Annotated in this window: 16 protein-coding genes; all 16 read left to right on the forward strand. The window is 38.7% G+C overall.

Annotation, left to right across the window (positions count from 1 at the left end):
• The first annotated feature begins 3 nt into the window (after nt 1-3).
• The 16 genes from rny to FGL66_RS03950 all read left to right on the forward strand — a co-directional run bounded on the left by rny (nt 4) and on the right by FGL66_RS03950 (nt 23820).
• Nucleotides 4-1563 carry a ribonuclease Y gene (gene rny, locus FGL66_RS03875; RefSeq protein WP_180810284.1) on the forward strand — a complete coding sequence of 520 codons (1560 nt, stop codon included), beginning with the start codon at nt 4-6 and terminating at the stop codon, nt 1561-1563.
• Between the two features lie 333 nt (nt 1564-1896).
• Complete coding sequence (locus FGL66_RS09850; RefSeq protein ID WP_180810285.1) at nt 1897-5166, forward strand: YSIRK-type signal peptide-containing protein; 3270 nt, start codon at nt 1897-1899, stop codon at nt 5164-5166.
• Nucleotides 5167-5367: 201 nt separating this feature from the next.
• Nucleotides 5368-5745 carry an ArsR/SmtB family transcription factor gene (locus FGL66_RS03885; protein ID WP_258007305.1) on the forward strand — a complete coding sequence of 126 codons (378 nt, stop codon included), beginning with the start codon at nt 5368-5370 and terminating at the stop codon, nt 5743-5745.
• Nucleotides 5732-7888 (forward strand): heavy metal translocating P-type ATPase, encoded by a 2157-nt coding sequence (locus FGL66_RS03890; RefSeq protein ID WP_180810286.1) that lies wholly within the window; start codon nt 5732-5734, stop codon nt 7886-7888. The genes FGL66_RS03885 and FGL66_RS03890 overlap by 14 nt, the downstream gene beginning before the upstream one ends.
• Before the next feature lie 143 nt (nt 7889-8031).
• Nucleotides 8032-8826: a TIGR00282 family metallophosphoesterase gene (locus FGL66_RS03895; protein WP_180810287.1), complete on the forward strand. Its 795-nt coding sequence runs from the start codon at nt 8032-8034 to the stop codon at nt 8824-8826.
• A gap of 187 nt (nt 8827-9013) precedes the next feature.
• Nucleotides 9014-10774, forward strand: coding sequence for a 2-oxoacid:acceptor oxidoreductase subunit alpha (locus FGL66_RS03900; protein WP_180810288.1), 1761 nt, complete (start codon nt 9014-9016; stop codon nt 10772-10774).
• Nucleotides 10775-11641, forward strand: coding sequence for a 2-oxoacid:ferredoxin oxidoreductase subunit beta (locus tag FGL66_RS03905; protein ID WP_180810289.1), 867 nt, complete (start codon nt 10775-10777; stop codon nt 11639-11641).
• Between the two features lie 215 nt (nt 11642-11856).
• Nucleotides 11857-13398 (forward strand): tRNA (N6-isopentenyl adenosine(37)-C2)-methylthiotransferase MiaB, encoded by a 1542-nt coding sequence (gene miaB / locus FGL66_RS03910; protein WP_180810290.1) that lies wholly within the window; start codon nt 11857-11859, stop codon nt 13396-13398.
• Nucleotides 13399-13761: a YlbF family regulator gene (locus tag FGL66_RS03915; protein ID WP_180810291.1), complete on the forward strand. Its 363-nt coding sequence runs from the start codon at nt 13399-13401 to the stop codon at nt 13759-13761.
• Nucleotides 13762-13778: 17 nt separating this feature from the next.
• A complete protein-coding gene (thiW, locus tag FGL66_RS03920; RefSeq protein ID WP_180810292.1) occupies nt 13779-14291 on the forward strand; it encodes an energy coupling factor transporter S component ThiW in 513 nt (170 codons plus the stop codon).
• A gap of 109 nt (nt 14292-14400) precedes the next feature.
• Complete coding sequence (gene mutS, locus FGL66_RS03925; protein WP_180810293.1) at nt 14401-16998, forward strand: DNA mismatch repair protein MutS; 2598 nt, start codon at nt 14401-14403, stop codon at nt 16996-16998.
• An 11-nt stretch (nt 16999-17009) separates the two neighbouring features.
• Nucleotides 17010-18935, forward strand: coding sequence for a DNA mismatch repair endonuclease MutL (gene mutL / locus FGL66_RS03930; protein ID WP_180810294.1), 1926 nt, complete (start codon nt 17010-17012; stop codon nt 18933-18935).
• 18 nt (nt 18936-18953) lie between these two features.
• A complete protein-coding gene (locus FGL66_RS03935; RefSeq protein ID WP_180810295.1) occupies nt 18954-19487 on the forward strand; it encodes a glycerol-3-phosphate responsive antiterminator in 534 nt (177 codons plus the stop codon).
• A gap of 187 nt (nt 19488-19674) precedes the next feature.
• Nucleotides 19675-20490: an MIP/aquaporin family protein gene (locus tag FGL66_RS03940; RefSeq protein WP_180810296.1), complete on the forward strand. Its 816-nt coding sequence runs from the start codon at nt 19675-19677 to the stop codon at nt 20488-20490.
• Nucleotides 20491-20517: 27 nt separating this feature from the next.
• Nucleotides 20518-22020 carry a glycerol kinase GlpK gene (gene glpK / locus FGL66_RS03945; protein WP_180810297.1) on the forward strand — a complete coding sequence of 501 codons (1503 nt, stop codon included), beginning with the start codon at nt 20518-20520 and terminating at the stop codon, nt 22018-22020.
• A 129-nt stretch (nt 22021-22149) separates the two neighbouring features.
• A complete protein-coding gene (locus tag FGL66_RS03950; protein ID WP_180810298.1) occupies nt 22150-23820 on the forward strand; it encodes a glycerol-3-phosphate dehydrogenase/oxidase in 1671 nt (556 codons plus the stop codon).
• The last annotated feature ends 156 nt before the right edge of the window (nt 23821-23976 follow it).

Below are 23976 nucleotides of genomic sequence, written 5' to 3' on the forward strand. Positions count from 1 at the left end.
TGTGTGAATTTATTAACCTTCGTACTCGTTTTGCTGGGTATTATTCTAGGAGTTGTTGCGGGGTATTTTATTGCCCAAAACTTAATTTATCAAAAGCAGTTACAAGCGAAAAATACTGCAAAAGATATAATTGAACAAGCGGACAAAGAAGCAGAGAACTTGAAAAAAGAGAAATTAATCGAAGCTAAAGAAGAAAACCAAAGAATTCGTGAGCAGACAGAAAACGAGCTCAGAGAACGTCGTGGTGAACTTCAAAGGCAAGAATCCCGACTTCTTCAAAAAGAGGAAAACTTGGAGCGTAAATCTGATTTGTTAGATAAAAAAGATGAGATTTTAGAGCAAAAAGAATCCAAAGTTGAAGAAAGACAACAACAAGTAGATGCAAAAGAGAGTAGTGTTCAAGCAATAATAATGAAGCACGAACAAGAATTAGAACGCATCTCCGGTCTCACACAAGAAGAAGCACGCAACGAACAACTTGCACGTGTAGAAAATGAACTGTCACAAGATATTGCAGTACTTGTTAAGGAAAAAGAACGTGAAGCCAAAGAAAAAGTGAATCAAACTGCGAAAGAACTTTTAGCAACGACAGTCCAACGATTTGCAGCTGAACATACATCAGAGTCGACAGTATCCGTTGTGAACTTGCCAAATGATGAGATGAAAGGTCGTATTATTGGCCGTGAAGGACGTAATATTCGTACACTTGAAACGTTAACGGGTATCGATTTGATTATCGATGATACACCAGAAGCTGTAATTTTATCTGGTTTTGACCCGATTCGACGAGAAATTGCGAAAACAGCATTGATTAATCTTGTATCGGATGGCCGTATTCACCCGGGACGCATAGAAGATATGGTGGATAAAGCGCGTCGTGACGTTGATGAGATTATTCGCGATGCAGGTGAACATGCGACATTTGAACTCAATGTTCACAATATGCATCCAGATCTTGTGAAAATTTTAGGTCGTATGCATTATCGTACAAGCTATGGTCAAAACGTCTTGAAACATTCGATTGAGGTAGCACATTTATCAGGAATGTTGGCCGCAGAGTTGAATGAAGATGTAACCATTGCCAAACGCGCAGGCTTACTTCATGATGTCGGTAAAGCAATTGACCATGAAGTAGAAGGCAGTCACGTGGAAATCGGTGTGGAGCTTGCTAAAAAATATGGAGAGTCTGAAACAGTGATTAACGCAATTCACTCACATCATGGTGATGTTGAACCGACTTCCATTATTTCAATTCTTGTTGCAGCCGCTGATGCATTATCTGCAGCACGACCGGGTGCAAGAAAAGAAACATTAGAAAACTATATTAAACGTTTAGAGCGTTTAGAAGAAATTTCTGAGAACTATGATGGTGTAGAAAAAGCATATGCGATTCAGGCAGGACGAGAAATACGCGTCATTGTGTCACCTGAAGCAATTGATGACTTACATTCACATCGACTAGCAAGAGATATTAAAGACCAAATTGAAGGAGAACTTCAATATCCGGGTCATATTAAAGTGACAGTTGTACGTGAGACGAGAGCAATTGAATATGCCAAATAATAACAAAAGAGACAATGTTCCTCAAGGGGCATTGTCTTTTTGTATGTATTATAAAAATTCAAGCTATCCATAGCGATGGGCATATCATAATAGACGTCCCGCACTAAAATACCAACATAATCTCCTTTTTTTGAACCTCTTGGCATCATGTAAAATCCGAAAATAAGAGAGATTTTTTTTTTTTTGAATATTTATACCATGTGCTGAGAAGTGGAGATATGGAGGAATAAAAGATAAAGGACAGATGTTTTAAAAGAGATATACAAAGACGGTACACGCCCTTGATAGACTAATTGTACACAATCAATAATCAAGGAAAGGAAATGAGGCAATATGTCAAAGTATCGTCAATACGATAGAAAACAACAGATTTTTAGTATTCGTAAATTCTCATTTGGCGCAGGATCCGCCGTTATCACAACATTATTATTTTTAGGAGCGACACAATCCGCACAAGCTGCAGAAAACGAAGGAAACGTTGAAACAACAGAAGTAGCACAACAAACATCAGAAGCAACAACTGCTGAAACAGATATTCCAGAATCGACAGAAACACCAGCCCCAACCCCTCAAGCAACAGAAACAGAAGCTGTTGAAAACAATGAAGACACACCACAAGCAAATACCGAAACTGTTGAAAACACTGAAGAGACACCTCAAGCAGAAGAAGCCCCTCAAACGGTAGATACCGTAGAAAAAAGTACAGTGACTAATGACAAAGGTGAAACATCAGACATCACAAGAACAACGAAAAAGAATGCCGAAACAGGTGAAGTTGAAGAAATTCTATCGAGTAAAACAAAACCGAAAGCCCCAACAACAGCACAAGATGAAACAGTAGAACCTGCTCAACCGAATACTGCATTAAGAGCAGCAACAGACGCTACAACAACAGAACAAAAAGCACAACAACCTGAATTGAAAAAGAATGTAGACCATAAAATTTCAGACGCTACAATTGATGTCAAAGACAATAAAATTGAAGACGTAATCGACTATGGACCAGCCGAGGAAATTAATGAAGCGTTTGAAAAGTTTGTGAAAGACTTTAAAGAAAAATATCCAGATGCAAAGCGAACAGATGTTTATCATGGGTATTATGACGAAAATGGTGATTTGATACAACAAGGTTGGTCAGATTATTTATATAATAACTTTGAAAATATTGATGGTTATGCAGATCCGGAAAATATAGATGGTTTTCGTAGATTTTTATTTTCAGATACAGCTTCTAATAAAGGTTTAAAACCATCAGACTATCAAATTAAAGCGACAGTATCAGATGTTAATGCAGGCGATTATTTTACTTTCCAATATTCTGATTTGGTTGATTTAAATGGTAATTATGAAGATGATATTAAAGTCCAATTACCATCATTTTATTTAGAATCTAATCCAGATATTGAAGTGGCAAAAGCGATTAACTTTGATAACCAAACAAAGAAAATCACGTATCAATTTTTAGATAGTATTAAAGGTTTATCTTCGAAATTTAATATAATTTACAATGGTAAAGACTATGTAGACCGTCAAAAAGTAACAGAAGAAGGAGAACAACAATTAACGCATACCATTGGAAATAAAGAACTATCTTACAAAGTTAATGTAGATTATGAAGAGACACATTATAATAAAGATTTAGCTTATGCTCAAAGTTATGGTTCCTTTCTTGGTATACGTTCTGTACTAGACGACTATGATAAAAGTAAAGGAACAATTAAAAGTTATACACAGATTAACCCTGATCAATATAATTTGAAAATTAAAAATCAGTGGTTAGAAGAAGAAATCAAGAGATTAAAAGAAGATAAGAAGAATTATGAAGATATGATTAAAGAGCAAGGCGATATACCAGGTATTAAATATTCATTAGCTGAAGTAGAAAATAAATTATATACTTATGAAAAGTATAAAAATATAGGGACATCATATATATATCTATCTAATAGAGATATTCAAAGTGATGCAGGTAACGCAACAAGTGTAATGTCTGATACAGAATCAGCAGTTAAAATAGACGATAAAGCGTTGAAATCTCTAAAAGTATATCGTATCCCTAAAAATATTAATGCAAGTCAAAGCAGTATTACACATGTAAATGAATATGAAGATGTAACAAAAGAAATCCTTGAGTATAATAAAGTGCGAGATGATTTTAATTCTTATATTGGGAATAATAGCGTAATTAACTTGACAATGCCAACAGATGAATATAGTTATATTATTAGTATGGAACACGATATAGATATAAATAACATAAAAAAAGATAGTTTACATGATATAGGGCTTTTAGCTAGATGGGAAGCCTATCCACAACTTCGTTCCTCCGCTACTTTAGTAGAAGCTAATATTTATGAAGATCCGCAATTAAGTGCTTATTTAGAAGATGATACCTTGAGAGGACGATTGAGTCCGGTGGATACTGTTACAGTACGCGCACATATTGAAGAAGAGTTAGAGGTTAATCCAGATTTACCAGTACAACCAGAATTCCCAGAACCTGACGAAGGCGACGCCGATGCTGACGCAGATAGCGATGCCGATGCAGATAGTGACGCTGACGCAGATAGTGATGCTGACGCAGATAGTGACGCGGATGCAGATAGTGATGCCGACGCCGACAGTGATGCTGACGCAGATAGTGACGCGGATGCGGACAGTGATGCGGATGCCGATGCGGATAGTGATGCGGATGCGGACAGTGACGCCGATGCGGATAGTGATGCCGACGCCGATAGTGACGCCGATGCGGATAGTGATGCGGATGCAGATAGTGATGCGGACGCCGATAGTGATGCTGACGCCGATAGTGATGCGGATGCGGATAGTGACGCGGATGCCGATAGTGATGCGGATGCGGACAGTGATGCGGATGCAGACAGTGATGCGGATGCGGACAGTGATGCTGACGCCGATAGTGATGCGGATGCAGATAGTGATGCGGATGCAGATAGTGATGCGGATGCGGACAGTGATGCTGACGCAGATAGTGATGCTGACGCAGATAGTGATGCGGATGCAGATAGTGATGCTGACGCCGATAGTGATGCTGACGCAGATAGTGATGCGGATGCAGATAGTGATGCCGACGCCGACAGTGATGCGGATGCAGATAGCGATGCGGATGCTGATAGCGATGCCGACGCAGATAGTGACGCTGACGCAGATAGTGATGCAGATGCAGATAGCGATGCCGACGCAGATAGTGACGCGGATGCCGATAGCGATGCCGACGCCGATAGTGACGCCGATGCGGATAGTGATGCGGATGCCGATAGTGATGCGGATGCAGATAGCGATGCCGACGCAGACAGTGATGCCGACGCCGACAGTGATGCGGATGCAGATAGTGATGCCGACGCAGATAGTGATGCCGACGCCGATAGTGACGCGGATGCGGACAGTGACGCTGACGCAGATAGTGATGCAGATGCCGACAGTGATGCTGACCATAGTGGTACACACGGTCACAAAGGTACAAAAGGTGGCAAAGGTTTACCGGATACAGGTGAACAAGCCACAAATACAACGCTGTTTGGTAGCTTGATTGCTGCTTTAGGTAGCCTGTTCTTGTTTGGTCGTCGTAAAAAAGAAGAGAAATAAAATGTTTAATATTTAACCCAACGCATAATTTAAGAATAAGCCGTTCTTATATTGCTGAAAATACATCCCTACCTTTGAAAGGTAGTGGATGTATTTTTTAAGTTAATGTGTTTCAAAACATTCAAGTGATGACTTGAATAATAAAGGGTGACAATTTATACTATATTCAAATCAATATTTGAATAAAAGGTGGTGAAGACGATGGGTCAATCGTCGATGCGTTGTGATACTTTTTTCATTGATGAAGAACGGGTACAAGAAGCCAAAGAATCACTCAGCCATGCTCATATCGAAAGTGTGAGTTTGATGTTTAAAAGTATTGCGGATTTAAATCGTGCCAAAATCACCTATGCGCTATGTTTGCATGATGAGTTATGCGTATGTGATTTAGCGGAAATTTTAAACTTAACCGTTGCAAATACATCACATCATTTACGTGTACTGTATAAAAATGGTGTAGTCGTATATCGCAAGGAAGGGAAGCGCGCATTTTATCGTATTTACGATGAGCATATACGTCAGATTATGATGATTTCAATTGAGCATAAGAAAGAAGTGACTGAAGATGACAAAGACTAAGTCAACATATATCGTCGAAGGGATGTCTTGTGCGAATTGTGCTGCAAAGTTTGAACGCAATGTATCGGCGTTACCGTCTGTCACATCAGCACAAGTTAATTTTGCTGCATCTAAAATATACATTGAAGGGTCGCCTACGATTGAGGAAATCGAACAAGCAGGTGCGTTTGAAAATATTAAAGTGTACTCTAACAATCCAAAAGCGCATCAAAAAGAAGTTGAAAAACATTCTGACGCTCAAAATATATTGCAAAAAATCAAATCCTTTTACGAAACGCATCAATCGCTTTGTTTTGCAACGTTACTAATTGTTTTCGGATATTTATCGGAATGGATCGATCAGAACACATCTCTGTTAACGCTATTACTTTTTGGAAGTGCTATCGTTATAAGCGGAGCTTCGTTACTCAAGCAAGGGATTTATAATTTAATACATTTAGAGTTTGATATGCGGACATTAATGACTGTTGCTGTCATAGGTGGAGCGCTCATTGGAGAATGGGGAGAAGTTGCGGTTGTGGTGATATTGTTTGCATTGAGTGAGGCGTTAGAGGCATTCTCTATGCGTCAAGCACGTCAATCGATGACTGCTTTAATGGCGATTGCACCCGATGAAGCGACTATTATACGTCAAGATAGAACGATACAAATACCTGTAGATGAAGTATGTATAGGAGATATATTATATGTAAAAACGGGTCAAAAAATAGCACTCGATGGTAAGGTTAAGGCAGGGCGTGCAGCAGTCAACCAAGCAACGATTACTGGAGAATCCATACCTGTTGAGAAAAGTGTGGGCGATACAGTTTATGCAGGAACATTGAATAATGATGGCATATTAGAAATAGAAGTGACACATACATCAGAAAATACGACAATTGCGAAAGTGATCAAAATGGTAGAAGATGCCCAAGTTGAAAAAGCGCCTGCACAAGCTTTTATTGAAACATTTGCCAAGTATTATACACCTGTGATTATGGGGATTGCTTTTCTCGTGATGTTGATACCACCGATACTATTTGGCGGGGAATGGCATACTTGGGTTTATCAAGGGCTTTCTGTTTTAGTGATTGGTTGTCCTTGTGCATTGGTGATTTCTACACCGATTTCAATTGTTTCAAGTATTAGTACAGCGGCCAAAAACGGCGTGCTTATTAAAGGAGGTATCTACCTTGAACAGTTGAGTAAAGTGAAAGCGATGGCTTTTGATAAAACGGGTACACTGACTATGGGTGAGCCTGAAGTGATAGACGTGATAGCGTTATCTTCACATGATACAGTGCAAGACATCATGCGATGTGTATATGCGGTGGAACGCCGTGCACAACATCCTCTTGCACGTGCGATGACAGCGTATATTGAGCAGCAGTACGGTACATCTCATCTAAAAGTCACAAATTTTCAAGCTATGACAGGTGAAGGGATACAGGCAGATGTTGAAGGACAGCGTATTGTTATTGCAAAGCCTGATTATTTTGAGGCTGAGCTGACTGAAGCGATGAAGCGAACAATAACTGAACATCAGGCAAGAGGTGAAACAGTAATTGTAGTTCGAATGAACAATACACTCTCTTTGTTAATTACGGTAAAAGATACTGTAAGAACACAATCTAAGGCTGCGATTGCACAATTAGCACAACTAGGTATCACAAAGAGAATTATGTTGACAGGAGATCATGACCAGACTGCACGTAAAATTGCACAAGAACTTGAATTAACCGAAGTGTATGCCAACTTATTACCTAAAGATAAGTTGAAATATATTGAAAAGTTAGAACAGCAATATCAAACTGTCGCTATGGTAGGTGATGGTGTTAATGATGCACCTGCATTAGCACGTGCGCATGTCGGTATATCAATGGGAGGTGCAAGTACAGATACGGCATTGGAAACGGCTGATATTGCATTGCTTAGTGATGAGATGTCGAAACTTCCTTTTACATATCGTTTGAGTCGTCAAACGATGCGCATCATTAAGGCGAATATTGCCATTGCGATCGGTTTAAAAATAATAGCACTACTACTTGTGATACCCGGCTGGCTGACATTATGGATTGCGATCATGTCAGATATGGGTGCAACACTTTTAGTTACATTAAATGCAATGCGTCTTTTATATGTAAAAGAGCATACTATGGATTGACATCATAGTGTAGCACGCTACAATAAATAAGACAGTGATACAAAGTGAGAAATTATGAAGTAGGTATAGGTGAAAATATGTCTAGTGATTGCTGTTTGTATTTTATGCCTGACCTACTTTAATCAATAGAGAGGACGTCATGCATGAGAATTTTATTTATCGGGGATATTGTAGGTAAAGTGGGGCGTCAAGCCATTACAGACCAACTTGCAAAGTTAAAAAAAGTATATCGCCCAACAGTGACTATCGTTAATGCAGAAAATGCAGCACACGGAAAAGGCTTAACAGAGAAAATTTATAAAGAACTTTTACGTGAAGGGGTTGATTTTATGACTATGGGCAATCATACATACGGTCAACGTCAAATTTATGATTTTATTCACGAGGCGACACGACTTGTACGACCTGCCAATTTTCCGGATGAGGCACCGGGAGTTGGTATGCGCATTATTAATATTAATGATAAAAAGTTAGCGGTGATCAACTTACAGGGGCGTTCATTTATGCAAGACATTGATGACCCTTTTAAAAAGGCGGATCAACTGATTCAAGAAGCAAAGCAACAAACGGACTATATATTTGTTGATTTTCATGCTGAGACAACATCAGAGAAAAATGCGATAGGCTGGTATTTAGATGGTCGTGTCAGTGCAGTTGTTGGCACACATACACATATTCAGACATCAGATGAACGTATTTTGCCACGTGGGACGGCATATATTACAGATGTGGGTATGACAGGTTATTATGATGGTATCTTAGGGATTAATCGAGCAGAAGTGATTGAACGTTTTATTACAAGTTTACCGCAGCGACACGTCGTACCTGATGAAGGGCGAAGTGTGTTATCAGGTGTGCTGATTGATATTCGTTCAGACGGTACAGCGAAATGTATTGAACGTATTTTAATCAATGAGGATCACCCTTTTGAGATGTAACATGAGAAAAAACAAAAAGCACATTTTGACAAAAGGTTTTTGTCCCTACTTCAGTAAAGGTGTGCTATATACTTTTCTGTATCGTCCATTAGTATGATTTTTGATGAAACCCATTATTTTATAGCGAAAATAGTGGGTTATTTTGATATGATAAATAATGAACTTAAACGTGTAGGAGGCTAAATCTATGAAATCTCAAGTATCATGGAAAGTAGGCGGACAGCAAGGTGAAGGGATTGAATCTACGGGTGAAATCTTTGCAACGGCTATGAACCGCAAAGGATACTATTTATACGGATATCGTCACTTCTCTAGCCGCATCAAAGGTGGACATACGAATAATAAAATTCGTGTTTCAACGACACCTGTACATGCGATTAGTGATGATTTAGATATACTTGTTGCTTTTGATCAAGAAACAATTGCTTTGAACCATCATGAAATGCGTTCAGATAGTGTGATCTTAGCAGATAGTAAAGCAAAACCAGAGAAACCAGAAGACTGCCAAGCGCAATTTATCGTGATGCCATTTACTGAGGTGGCAAAAGCACTTGGTACAACATTGATGAAAAATATGGTTGCTATTGGTGCAACAGCAGCGTTGATGTCTCTTGAAACGGCACCGTTTGAAGCACTGATTACAAATATGTTTGAGAAAAAGGGTGAGAAAGTTGTAGCACTCAATATTCAAGCATTGCATGAAGGGTATCAGTTGATGGAAGCACAGTTGTCGACGATTGAAGGGGACTTTACATTAGCTGAGAGTGACAATGTGCCACATCTCTATATGATTGGAAACGATGCGATAGGTTTAGGCGCAATTGCAGGTGGTTCTCGTTTTATGGCTGCTTATCCGATTACACCTGCTTCAGAAATTATGGAGTATATGATTGATCATCTGCCACAAGTCGGTGGTACGGTCATTCAAACAGAAGATGAAATTGCAGCAGCAACGATGGCTATCGGTGCAAACTACGGGGGTGTACGTGCATTTACCGCTTCAGCAGGACCGGGCTTATCATTGATGATGGAAGCGATTGGATTGTCTGGTATGACAGAAACACCACTTGTGATTATGAACACACAACGTGGAGGCCCATCAACAGGATTACCAACGAAGCAAGAACAATCTGACTTAATGCAGATGATTTATGGAACGCACGGAGATATACCTAAAATTGTACTTGCCCCTACTGATGCAGAAGATGCCTTTTATCTAACGATAGATGCTTTTAACTTGGCTGAGATGTATCAATGTCCAGTCATTGTGTTAAGTGATTTGCAACTGTCACTTGGTAAACAAACGGTTAAACAATTGGACTACAATAAAATTAAAATCAATCGTGGTTCGACAGTACTTGAAGATATTGAACGTGATCCAGAAGATAAAGATTACTTCAAGCGCTATGCAGTGACACAATCAGGAGTATCACCAAGACCTATTCCGGGCGTAAAAGGCGGTATTCATCACGTTACAGGTGTTGAACATAACGAAGAAGGTAAACCGAGTGAAGCCCCACAAAATCGTCAAGATCAAATGGATAAACGTATGCGTAAAACAGAAAATTTACGCATTGAACAGCCTGTTGAGGGCGAGTTGAAACATGAGCAATCTGATATTTTATATCTTGGATTTATTTCAACCAAAGGTGCAATTCAAGAAGGAACAGCACGACTTGAAGCACAAGGACATAAAGTAGAGCATCTACAAATTCGTCAGCTGCATCCATTCCCAACTGAAATTATTCAAGATGCAGTGGATAAAGCACAAAAAGTTGTTGTCGTGGAGCATAACTACCAAGGTCAACTTGCGAATATCATTAAAATGAATGTCAATTTAGGCGATAAATTAGTCAAACAAACGAAATATGATGGTACGCCATTTTTACCGCATGAAATTGAAACACAAGGGCAAACACTTTTAAATTCATTAAAGGAGAGACTGTAATTGGCTACATTTAAAGATTTTAGAAACAATGTCAAACCGAACTGGTGTCCGGGATGTGGAGATTTTTCAGTACAGGCAGCGATTCAAAAAGCAGCAGCAAACGTAGGTTTAGAACCGGATGAAGTTGCATTAATTACAGGGATTGGTTGTTCAGGACGTTTGTCAGGCTATGTGAACTCATATGGTGTGCATTCAATCCATGGTCGTGCGTTGCCATTAGCACAAGGTGTGAAAATGGCGAACCGTGAGTTGACGGTGATTGCATCTGGTGGAGATGGAGATGGCTATGCGATTGGTATGGGACATACAATTCATGCATTGCGTCGTAATATGAATATCACGTATATTGTCATGGATAACCAAATCTATGGTTTAACTAAAGGACAAACATCGCCATCATCAGCACCCGGCTTTGTCACAAAAACAACGCCTAAAGGTAATATCGAGCAAAATGTAGCACCACTCGAACTGGCATTATCATCAGGTGCTACGTTTGTCGCACAAGGCTTTTCAAGTGACATTAAAGCATTAACAAAAATGATTGAAGATGCGATTAATCATGATGGTTTTTCATTCGTCAATGTCTTTTCACCATGTGTCACATACAATAAAGTGAATACGTATGATTGGTTTAAAGAACATTTAACAAGTTTAGATGATATTGAAGGTTACGATCGAACAGATAAACAACAAGCGATTCAAACAGTTGTGTCGCATAACTCTCTTGTTAAAGGTATCGTGTATCAAGACACAGAAACACCATCATATGAATCACAAATTGATACGTTAGGTGAAACACCACTTGCACATCAAAATATCCAACTCGATCCATCACAGTTTGACGCGTTGACGCAACAATTTGTATAATTTAATCTTACATAAAAGCTGGAACAGTACTAACAATGTTCCGGCTTTTATTATCGTAAGCAAAGATGAGCGACAACGGGTACTGAAAAATAGATGTTGGCTATACACTTGTGATTTTAACTGTATTTCTATGGTAAGGTGCATTTTCATTTTGCACTTTTGAATGATTTTTAATATAATGTACTAATGATATAAGGGCAGAAAGGGTTTTGCATGTGAATGAAGAACAAAGAAAAGCTGGAACGCTAGATGTTTTAGCAAATCGTAAAGATAAAGAAAAAGATTATAGCAAATATTTCGAACACGTCTATCAGCCCCCAAGCTTAAAAGAAGCTAAAAAACGTGGTAAAGAAGAAACCGTTTATAACCGTGATTTTCAAATTGATGAAAAATATCGTGGTATGGGGAAAGGACGTACGTTTTTAATTAAGACATATGGTTGTCAAATGAATGCCCATGATACAGAAGTGATGGCAGGTATATTTACAGCGCTTGGATATACACCGACTGAAGATGTCAATGTCGCTGATGTTATCTTATTGAATACGTGCGCCATTCGTGAAAACGCAGAAAATAAAGTTTTTGGTGAGATTGGTAATTTAAAACATATTAAACAGGAACGCCCAGACTGTTTAATTGGTGTTTGTGGTTGTATGTCACAAGAAGAATCAGTAGTGAATAAAATTTTAAAATCATACCAAAATGTTGATATGATCTTTGGAACACATAATATTCATCGTTTACCACAAATTTTGGAAGAAGCATATTTGTCCAAAGCGATGGTCGTTGAAGTATGGTCTAAAGAAGGCGATGTTATTGAAAACTTGCCAAAAGTACGTGAAGGTCGAATTAAAGCATGGGTGAATATCATGTATGGTTGCGATAAATTCTGTACATATTGTATTGTACCTTTCACACGTGGTAAGGAGCGTAGTCGTCGTCCACAAGATATTATTGATGAAGTGCGTGATTTAGCACGTCAAGGTTATCAGGAGATTACACTACTCGGTCAAAATGTTAACTCATACGGCAAAGACTTGGAAGATTTAGATTATGGTCTAGGCGATTTGATGGAAGATATTTCTAAAATTGATATTCCACGTGTTCGTTTTACGACGAGTCATCCGTGGGACTTTACGGATCGCATGATCGAAGTGATTGCTAAAGGTGGTAACATCGTGCCACATATTCATTTACCTGTGCAGTCTGGTAACAATCAAGTATTAAAAATTATGGGACGAAAATATACACGAGAAGGTTATTTAGACCTTGTATCACGTATTAAAGCAGCCATACCTGATGTTGCTTTAACGACGGATATTATTGTAGGTTATCCGAATGAAACGGAAGAACAATTTGAAGAAACACTGTCATTATATGAGATTGTAGGTTTTGAACATGCGTATACGTACTTGTATTCACAACGAGACGGTACGCCTGCTGCGAAGATGAAAGATAATGTACCGACAGAAGTGAAGAAAGAGCGATTACAGCGTTTAAATCAACTTGTAGGTGCATATTCATCTCAAGCGTTAAAAGCCTATGAAGGGCAAACAGTAAAAGTCTTATGTGAAGGTGCAAGTAAGAAAGATGATACGGTACTTGCAGGTTATACAGAACGCAATAAGCTTGTTAACTTCCGAGCACCACAATCGGCTATCGGTAAAATTGTAGACGTGAAGATTACAGAGGCAAAACAATATTCATTAAATGGTGAGTTTCTTGGTGTGAGTGATGCTGCGATGGTGACACAATAGATGTCAACGCGAGAAGATGTGTTACAAGCTGCTCGCGCATTACAAACATCTATTCAAAATTTAGAAACCATTCAACATTATCGACAAGTAGAAGCACAAATTCATCAAAATGAGCATATTGCAACGCAAATGCAATCATTAAAACAACAGCAAAAACAGTCTGTGAATTTACAGAACTATAATAAGCCGATAGCTTATGAGCGTTCGGAAGAGGCAATTCAGTCTATCCAAACGCAAATTGATGATATTCCAATCGTATCGGAGTTTCGACAAGCACAAGCACAAGCCAATGATACATTACATTTCATGATTGAAACATTAGCAGAAGGTGTGGGATTACAAATCGATGACACGAATGAATGAAGATAGGAGAGATAACGATGAATACTAGGAAGCTGACTCTGACTGCGTTATTTATTGCGATCAATGTTGTATTGAGCACAGTTGTAGTCATACCACTTGGGCCGGTTAAAGCTGCCCCGATGCAACATTTTATCAACGTTTTGAGCGCCGTATTGCTAGGACCGTGGTATGGATTAGCACAAGCCTTTTTATCATCAACGATTCGTGTCTTATTTGGTACGGGAACAGTATTTGCCTTTCCCGGTAGTATGATTGGTGTGTTATTGGCAAGTTTGTTTTATTATGTCAACCGTCATTTGTTTGTTGCAGCAATCGGTGAGGTTGTCGGTACAGGTATTTTAGGGAGTCTTGTATGTATTCCAATCGCATGGCTTATTCATTTGGATGGTTTTCTGATTAAACCATTAATGACAGTATTTATTGTTTCAAGTATGATTGGAGCAGGCGTGAGCTATGGTTTATTAATTGTACTTAAAAAACGTGGTATATTAACAAAGCTTCACAATTATACAACGCGAAAATCAAAATGACGAATAGGCTAGACGGGTGGAAGTATGCGCATCGTCTAGCCTTTTATACATAATGCAACAAATGATACAAGAAGTGAATCAATGAGATAGAAAAAGGATTGTGATAAAAATGTCAAATGTGACGCCAATGATGAAACAATATCTTTCAATCAAATCACAACATCAAGATGCGTTGTTATTTTTTCGACTTGGGGATTTTTACGAGTTATTTTATGAAGATGCTATTACGGCAGCACGTGTGTTGGAGATTACGCTAACAAAACGAGATGCCAAAAAAGAAAACCCGATACCGATGGCGGGTGTGCCACACCATTCGGCAGATGGCTACATTGAAACACTCATTCAAAATGGTTTTAAAGTGGCGATATGTGAACAAATGGAAGATCCGCGCCAAGTCAAAGGGATGGTTAAGCGAGAAGTGGTTCGCATCGTCACACCGGGGACGATGATGGAACAAGGAGATGTAGATGAGACTCGCAACAACTACATTTTAAGTTTTTTAGAGGATGAAGGTTATGCACTGAGTTACTGTGATATTTCGACAGGAGAGTTAAAGGTCACACACTTTGAAGATGAAAGTACATTGATCAATGAAGTGACAACGATTCAGCCGAATGAAATTGTTGTTGCACGTCCAATGTCAGATGCGTTAAGACGTCAGCTGAGCATGATTACGGAGACCGTAACGGTACGTGAGGTGATTTCTGATACACAGTATGATGTCAATCAACTCGAGCAGCCTTTAATGAAACAAGTTGTACAAATGTTATTGGATTATATTTATGACACACAAAAACGTGATATGTCACACATTGAACCAGCTGAAACTTATCATGCTGTTGACTATATGAAGATGGATTATTATGCTAAACGCAATCTTGAATTGACAGAAAGTATACGCTTGAAGTCTAAAAAAGGAACATTGCTATGGCTCATGGACAAAACAAAAACACCTATGGGAGCGAGACGTTTAAAACAATGGATTGATCGACCATTAATTCAACGTGATGCTATTATGAAACGTCATGATGCAGTCACGCAATTTTTGAACTGTTTTATTGAACGTGCAACATTGAGAGAGTATTTAACAGAAGTCTATGATATTGAGCGCTTAGTAGGACGTGTGAGCTTTGGTAATGTCAATGCAAAAGATCTTGTGCAGCTCAAACACTCTATTGCACAAATCCCTGCGATTAAGACATTATTGCAGTCCATGGATCATGAAGCTATTGCACATTTTAATGCATTAGAACCTTTAGAGGACTTATTAGAAGTATTAGAGCGGAGTCTTGTCGATGAGCCACCGTTGTCTGTGAAAGAAGGCGGACTATTTAAAACAGGCTTTAATCAAGAACTTGATGCATTAATCGATGCATCACGCAATGGAAAAACATGGTTGGCAGAATTACAAGCGAAAGAACGCGAACGTACAGGTATCAAATCATTAAAAGTGAGTTTTAATAAAGTATTTGGCTATTACATTGAGATTACGCGTGCGAACCTTACAAATTTTAATCCAGAAGCATACGGTTATCAACGCAAACAAACGCTGTCTAATTCAGAGCGTTTTATTACCGATGAATTAAAGGAAAAAGAAAGTATTATTTTAGGGGCGCAAGATAAATCTATAGAGCTCGAATATCAATTGTTTACAGCGTTAAGAAACGATGTCAAACAATATACGGAACGCTTGCAGCAACAGGCAAAAATAATTTCAGAGTTGGATTGTTTACAAAGCTTTGCAGAAATTGCACAACAATACAACTATGTGCGTCCATCATTTAGTCAAGATAAAACATTACAACTTGTCGATGCACGTCATCCTGTGGTAGAACGTGTCATGGATTATAATGATTATGTACCTAATGATTGCCATTTAGATGCTGAGTTGTTCATCTATTTGATTACTGGACCGAATATGTCAGGTAAGTCCACGTATATGAGACAAGTGGCGATCATTAGTATTATGGCGCAGATGGGGGCGTTTGTGCCGTGTCAATCTGCAACATTACCGATATTTGATCAAATTTTTACACGTATTGGTGCAGCAGATGATCTTGTTTCAGGTAAAAGTACATTTATGGTCGAAATGCTTGAAGCACAAAAAGCATTACGCTATGCAACACCGGATAGCTTAATTATCTTTGATGAGATTGGTCGTGGTACATCGACATATGATGGACTCGCATTGGCACAAGCAATGATTGAATATGTTGCGCATACGTCACAAGCAAAAACATTATTTTCAACACATTATCACGAGTTGACTGACTTAGAACAGTCGTTGCCTTGTTTGAAAAATGTACACGTGGCAGCCAATGAATATCGAGGTGAGCTCATCTTTTTACATAAAGTGAAAGAGGGCGCAGTGGCAAATAGCTATGGGATACAAGTGGCGAAACTTGCAGATTTACCGGAAGCAGTCATTGAACGTGCACAAGTCATTCTTGAGGCATTTGAAGCAAAAGATAAAGCGACAGCTATTGTATCTGAAACAGACAATCATCGTACAGTGCATGAACCAGCAAAAGCAAACGTATCAGAAGAAGAGGCATCTGCACACACATATGAGCAACCTGCATTTGACTTGTTTGAGCAAACACAGTCCAGTGATATTGAACAGGAGATTAAAGCATTAAACTTAACACAGATGACACCAATAGACGCACTAGTTAAGCTGAGTGAACTACAAAATAGATTACAGTAGAAGGTGACATAATGGGAAAAATCAAAGCATTACAAACATCACTTGCCAATAAAATTGCAGCAGGTGAAGTCGTAGAACGCCCAAGCTCTGTTGTTAAAGAATTGTTAGAAAATAGTATCGATGCAGGAGCAACAGAAATTAATGTAGAAGTTCAAGAGTCGGGTGTCGCGTCCATACGTGTTGTTGATAATGGTTCGGGCATTGCAGAAGAGGATTTGTCTTTAGTCTTTCATCGTCATGCAACGAGTAAACTTTATGACGATGATGACTTATTTCATATTCGTACATTGGGCTTTCGTGGAGAAGCTTTAGCAAGTATTGCCTCTGTGGCAAAGGTCACCTTGCAAACCTCAACTGATGGTATTGACGGCTTTGAAGTTTATGCAGAAGAGGGTGAAATACTGACACAAAAACCTGCAAAGGCACGTCAAGGTACAGATATTAAAGTTACAGACTTATTTTACAATACACCTGCACGTTTGAAATATATTAAGAGCCTACATACAGAGCTAGGTAAAATTACAGATATTATCAATCGCATGGCAATGAGTCATCCTCATATTCGTATGTCATTAACAAATGATGGTAAAACATCATTGCGAACAAATGGATCTGGGCGTACGAATGAAGTTATGGCAGAAATATATGGTATGAAGATCGCGCGTGATTTATTACCTATATCTGGAGAAACAAGTGATTATCAGATTGAAGGATTTGTTGCAAAGCCAGAACATTCTCGCAGCAACAAACACTATATTTCAATCTTTATTAATGGACGTTACATTAAAAACTTTGTCTTGAGTAAAGCAGTTATAGAAGGTTATCATACATTGCTCACAATCGGTCGGTATCCCATCGTATATATTAATATTAAAATGGACCCCATATTAGTAGACGTGAATGTCCATCCGACAAAACTTGAAGTGCGGTTATCGAAAGAGGATCAGTTGTATGCATTAATTGTGGAAAAGATTCGTGAAGTATTTCAAGATCAAACATTGATTCCTAAAAATGATCTGCAACATAAATATCAACCTAAAAAAGTACTTGAACATTTTGAACAACAAAAAATAGCTTTTGAACAGCGTAGACACCAACAAAATGACGCGTCTGATATGAATGATGATACAGCAACTTCACTTGAGCCTGAAGTATCAGAACAGACGGAACATATACAAGAAACGACACCGCTTTATACAAGTGACGGATATAAAGAGCCGTCTGTATCCTCAGATCATGAGGGTGACGATAACAACTTTGCTGTACAACAGCGTGAAGTATTGCGTGATATGGAAGACGTTCGTCATGAAAATACAGATGTACAACAAATAGATACATCTGTAGAATCACAGCCTCGTGTGCCGTATATGGAAGTTGTTGGACAAGTACATGGTACATATATTGTGGCGCAAAATGATACAGGGATGTATTTAATCGACCAACATGCCGCACAAGAGCGTATTAAATATGAATACTTTCGAGATAAAATTGGTGAAGTCACAAATGAAAACCAAAATTTATTAATCCCACTTACATTTAGCTTTTCGAAAGATGAACAGTTGATTATTGAACAATCACGTGATGAATTGGCAAAGGCGGGTATTTTACTCGAACCATTTGGTGGACATGATTATATTATTAACAGTTATCCGGTATGGTTTCCTAAAGATGAAGTTGAAAATATTATTAAAGATATTATTGAATATGTGATTGCACATAAAACATTAAACATTGCAAAATTTCGTGAAGAAGCGGCAATTATGATGAGTTGTAAAAAATCGATTAAAGCAAACCACTACTTGAAAAAAGATGAGATGGCACATTTGATCGATCAACTCAGAGAAATGGAAGACCCTTTTACATGTCCACATGGGCGACCTATTATTATTAACTTTACGAACTATGAATTAGAGAGGTTGTTTAAACGCATTCAGTAAATAGAAGGGAAGACTTATGTGAAACCATATATATTACCAGCGATTCGCTCTATGAAAGATTTAGAAAAATTGACCAAAACAGACTATCAAGCATGTGTTTTATTGGATACACATATCGGTCATCTTAAAGGTGTTATGCAATTTATGGCACAGCATCACTTACAGCCCTTTATTCACATTGATTTGATTAAAGGGATCAGTCAAGATGAATATGCTTGTGAATATGTCATACAAACTTATCGTCCTAAAGGCATCGTCTCTACCAAAATGAAAGTCATCAAAAAAGCAAAATCACTTGGTGTTGTGACTATTTTTCGTGTGTTTATTATTGATAGTCATGCCTTAGAGCGCAGTATTGAGCTTATTCGACGCTTACAACCAGATTATGTGGAGGTCTTACCGGGCATTGCAGATAAAGTCTTACAACAAATTCATCAACAAACAGGGACACGCGTGATAGCAGGAGGTTTGATTAATACGCCAGAAGAGGTCAAGCGTGCTATTGATCACGGTGCCACTTATATTACAACGAGTGACCGTGCATTATGGTAAGCGCAGCATCTTATAAAAATTTTATAAAAAACAAATTTATAATTTGACAGCGTTTTCATATATGTGTATTATAAAAAACAAGTTAATATTAGAAAAGAGACTAAGAGACTTCTGCGTTCGTATTATATCAATAGGTGTAGTGCGTTTTGTGGTAGTCTCTTTTTCGCTAAAGGGAGGAAAAAGAGATATGAATGTATACTTAGCGGAATTTTTCGGTACGGCGCTTTTACTACTCATGGGCGGTGGCGTTGTTGCCAATGTTGTGTTGAAGAAGTCGAAAGGTGAAGCTGCCGATTGGATTGTTATTGCGATTGGTTGGGGGCTTGCTGTGACATTAGGTGTTTACGCAGTAGGTCAATTTTCAGGTGCACATTTAAACCCGGCAGTAACAGTGGCATTTGCGGTAACAGGTGACTTCCCGTGGTATCAAGTACCCGGCTATATTATTGCACAGATGTTAGGTGCGATTGTTGGTGCGGCATTGACATGGTTAACGTATTTACCACACTGGCGTGCAACTGAAGATAAAGCTGCAAAGTTAGGTGTATTTTCTACAGCACCCGGTTTACGCAACTATATGGCTAACTTTTTAACAGAGATTATTGGTACAGCGGTATTAATCGCAGGTTTATTGTTTATTGGGGCAAATCAATTTACAGATGGTCTTAACCCATTGATTGTGGGTGCGCTTATTGTTGCAATAGGTGTCAGCTTGGGAGGATCAACAGGTTATGCAATTAATCCAGCACGTGACTTAGGTCCTCGTATCGCACATGCACTTTTACCAATACATAATAAAGGTGGCAGTGATTGGGCATATGCGATTGTACCTGTGCTAGGACCAATTGTTGGTGGAATGCTCGGTGCGGTGATTTATCGTTTAGTATTCCAAAACGTGATAGATGCATGGACGATTGTGACATGCATTCTCGTCGCGCTGACACTGTTATTAGGTCAAGTGATGAACAAAAAAGCGAACAAAGAAGATATTGCACAAATTTAGATATGTGCATTGAGAGGAGTCTATATTATGGGAAAATATATTTTAGCAATTGATCAGGGGACGACAAGTTCGAGAGCGATTTTATTTGATGAAAATGGAGAGATTCGTGGCGTATCACAGCGAGAATTTAAGCAACATTTTCCAAAGTCAGGCTGGGTTGAACACGATGCGAACGAGATTTGGACATCTGTGATTTCAGTTATGGCAGCAGTGTTAAATGAAAATAACATTGCCGCATCAGAGGTGGCAAGTATCGGTATTACAAACCAACGTGAAACTACAGTCGTATGGGATAAACATACAGGGCGTCCAATTTATCATGCGATTGTATGGCAATCCCGTCAAACGCAGCATATCTGTGATCAACTCAAAAACGAAGGGCATGAAACAACCTTCCGCAACAAGACAGGTTTAATTTTAGATCCTTATTTTTCAGGTACAAAAGTGAAATGGATTTTAGATGAAGTAGAAGGTGCACGTGAAAAAGCTGAAAATGGAGATTTATTATTTGGAACAATCGATACGTGGCTCGTTTGGAAACTTTCAGGGGGTCAAGCGCATGTAACGGATTATACAAATGCAAGCCGTACGTTAATGTATAACATCCATGAGTTGAAGTGGGACAAAGAATTGCTGGAGTTGCTAGATGTCCCAGAGGTGATGTTACCAGAAGTACGTCCGTCTAGTGAAATTTACTGTGAAACAAAAGACTATCATTTCTTTGGTCAAAAAGTACCTATTGCAGGTATTGCGGGTGACCAACAAGCAGCACTATTTGGTCAAGCCTGCTTTGAACGTGGTGATGTCAAAAATACATACGGTACAGGTGGCTTTATGCTTATGAATACCGGAGAAGAAGCTGTAACATCAGATCACGGGTTATTAACAACAATCGCTTACGGTATTGATGGTAAAGTGAACTATGCATTAGAAGGTTCCATTTTTGTGTCAGGTTCTGCAATACAGTGGTTGCGTGATGGCTTACGCATGATTCATTCTGCACCACAATCAGAAGACTATGCATCACGTGTTGAAGATACAGAAGGTGTTTATGTTGTGCCAGCATTTGTTGGTTTAGGTACACCGTATTGGGATTCAGAAGCACGTGGGGCGATCTTTGGATTAACACGCGGTACACGAAAAGAACATTTCATCCGTGCGACTTTAGAGTCATTGTGTTACCAAACACGTGATGTAATTGAAGCGATGGCACAAGATTCAGGTATTGATGTTAATGGTTTACGTGTTGATGGTGGCGCAGTACAAAATAACTTCTTGATGCAATTCCAAGCAGACTTATTAAACATTGAAGTCGAGCGACCAGAAGTTAGTGAAACAACAGCATTAGGCGCTGCATATTTAGCAGGTATTGCGACAGGATTTTGGAAAGACCAATCGCATGTTAGCAATCATTGGAAGTTAGAAAAAGCTTTTGAACCTGAAATGTCAGAAGAAAAAAGACACAAATTGTACAAAGGGTGGAAAAAAGCAGTTGAAGCCACGCAAGTTTTCAAGTTAGACGAGGCGTAACAACTGTGATATACTGAAGTTAAGTTAATAGTACCACTCGAGATTAGGAGAGACTTTTTCATACAACTTTAAATAAGTGTGTGGGGAGGAGTCTCTCCTTTTTTAGTAAAAATAGGAGGCAGGATAGATATGAGTTTATCAACATTAAAGCGTCAATCCGTAAAAGAAAAAATGCAACAAGGTATGTATGATGTCGTAGTTGTTGGGGGCGGTATTACTGGAGCAGGTATCGCATTGGACGCATCAGCACGTGGTATGAAGGTAGCTTTGGTAGAGATGCAAGACTTTGCACAGGGGACAAGTTCACGTTCTACAAAACTCGTCCACGGTGGATTACGTTATTTAAAACAATTTCAAGTGGGTGTTGTAGCTGAGACAGGTAAAGAGCGTGCAATTGTATACGAAAATGGACCACACGTGACAACACCAGAGTGGATGTTATTGCCTATGCATAAAGGCGGTACATTCGGCAAATTCTCAACGTCTATTGGACTCGGACTTTATGATCGACTTGCAGGTGTAAAAAAATCTGAACGCAAAAAAATGTTGAATAAAAAACAAACGATGGATAAAGAGCCACTTGTTAAACAAGAAGGTCTTAAAGGTGGGGGTTACTACGTCGAATATCGTACAGATGATGCCCGACTTACTATTGAGGTAATGAAAAAAGCTGCTGAACAAGGTGCAGATATTATCAACTATGCTAAAGTCACAAACTTTTTATATGATCATAAAGAAAAAGTGAACGGTGTAGCTGTGACAGATCGTTTAACGAACGATACATTCGAAGTACGTGCAAAAAAAGTAGTAAATGCAACAGGTCCATGGGTAGATGAAGTCCGTCGTGCAGACTACTCTAAAAATAATAAACAACTTCGCCTAACAAAAGGGGTTCATGTTGTTATTGATCAATCTAAGTTTCCATTGCGCCAAGCTGTTTACTTTGATACAGAACATGATGGTCGTATGATCTTCGCTATTCCTCGTGATGGCAAAGCTTATGTCGGTACGACTGATACATTCTATAACAATGACAAAGCAAGCCCACAAGTCAATCAAGAAGATCGAGACTATCTAATTGATGCGATTAACTATATGTTCCCAACAGTTAAAGTATCAGATAGTGATATTGAATCTACATGGGCAGGTATTCGTCCATTGATTTTAGAAGAAGGTAAAGACCCATCTGAAATTTCACGAAAAGATGAAGTATGGGAAGGCAAATCAGGCTTATTAACGATTGCAGGTGGTAAATTAACAGGCTACCGCCATATGGCTGCAGATATTATGGATTTAGTTGAAAAACGACTTAAACAAGAATACGGCGATAAATTTAAAGATGTGAATACAAAACATATTCCAATTTCTGGGGGAGATGTAGGCGGCAGTGCAAACTTTGAAAACTTTGTTCAACAGAAAGTCAAAGTTGCTGAAACATTTAACTTAGATACACAACTCGCAGAACATCTTGTACGTCGCTATGGTTCAAATGTAGATGCATTATTTGAGCTTGCACAAGCAGCACAATATCAAAATACAAGCTTACCTTTAGCGTTATATGTAGAGCTTGTGTATAGTGTACAAAATGAATTGGTGATTAAGCCAACAGATTTCTTTGTCAGACGTACAGGAGCTATCTATTTTGATATTGCATCAGTAATACGTCATAAAGACGCGGTAGTAGATGTGTTAGCACAACTTGTAGGTTATGATGAACAAACCAAAGCACAATATAAGGCTGAACTCGAACAAGCAATTGAAGAAGCACGTCACGGTCAACATCAACCTTCTGAAGGATAAAGTGTAAGAGCCTATAAAAATCAAATAGATTGTAAAAACCATTGGCAAGTCGTGTTTAATGAAGATGGTGTTAATGATTCACACCATACAATCCTCTCATTTCTCCGCACAAGCCAATGGTTTTTTATTAGGTCATCAGTTAATCTCTCTTTCTGA

Source organism: Staphylococcus sp. 17KM0847 (genome assembly GCF_013463155.1).
Lineage (GTDB): Bacteria > Bacillota > Bacilli > Staphylococcales > Staphylococcaceae > Staphylococcus.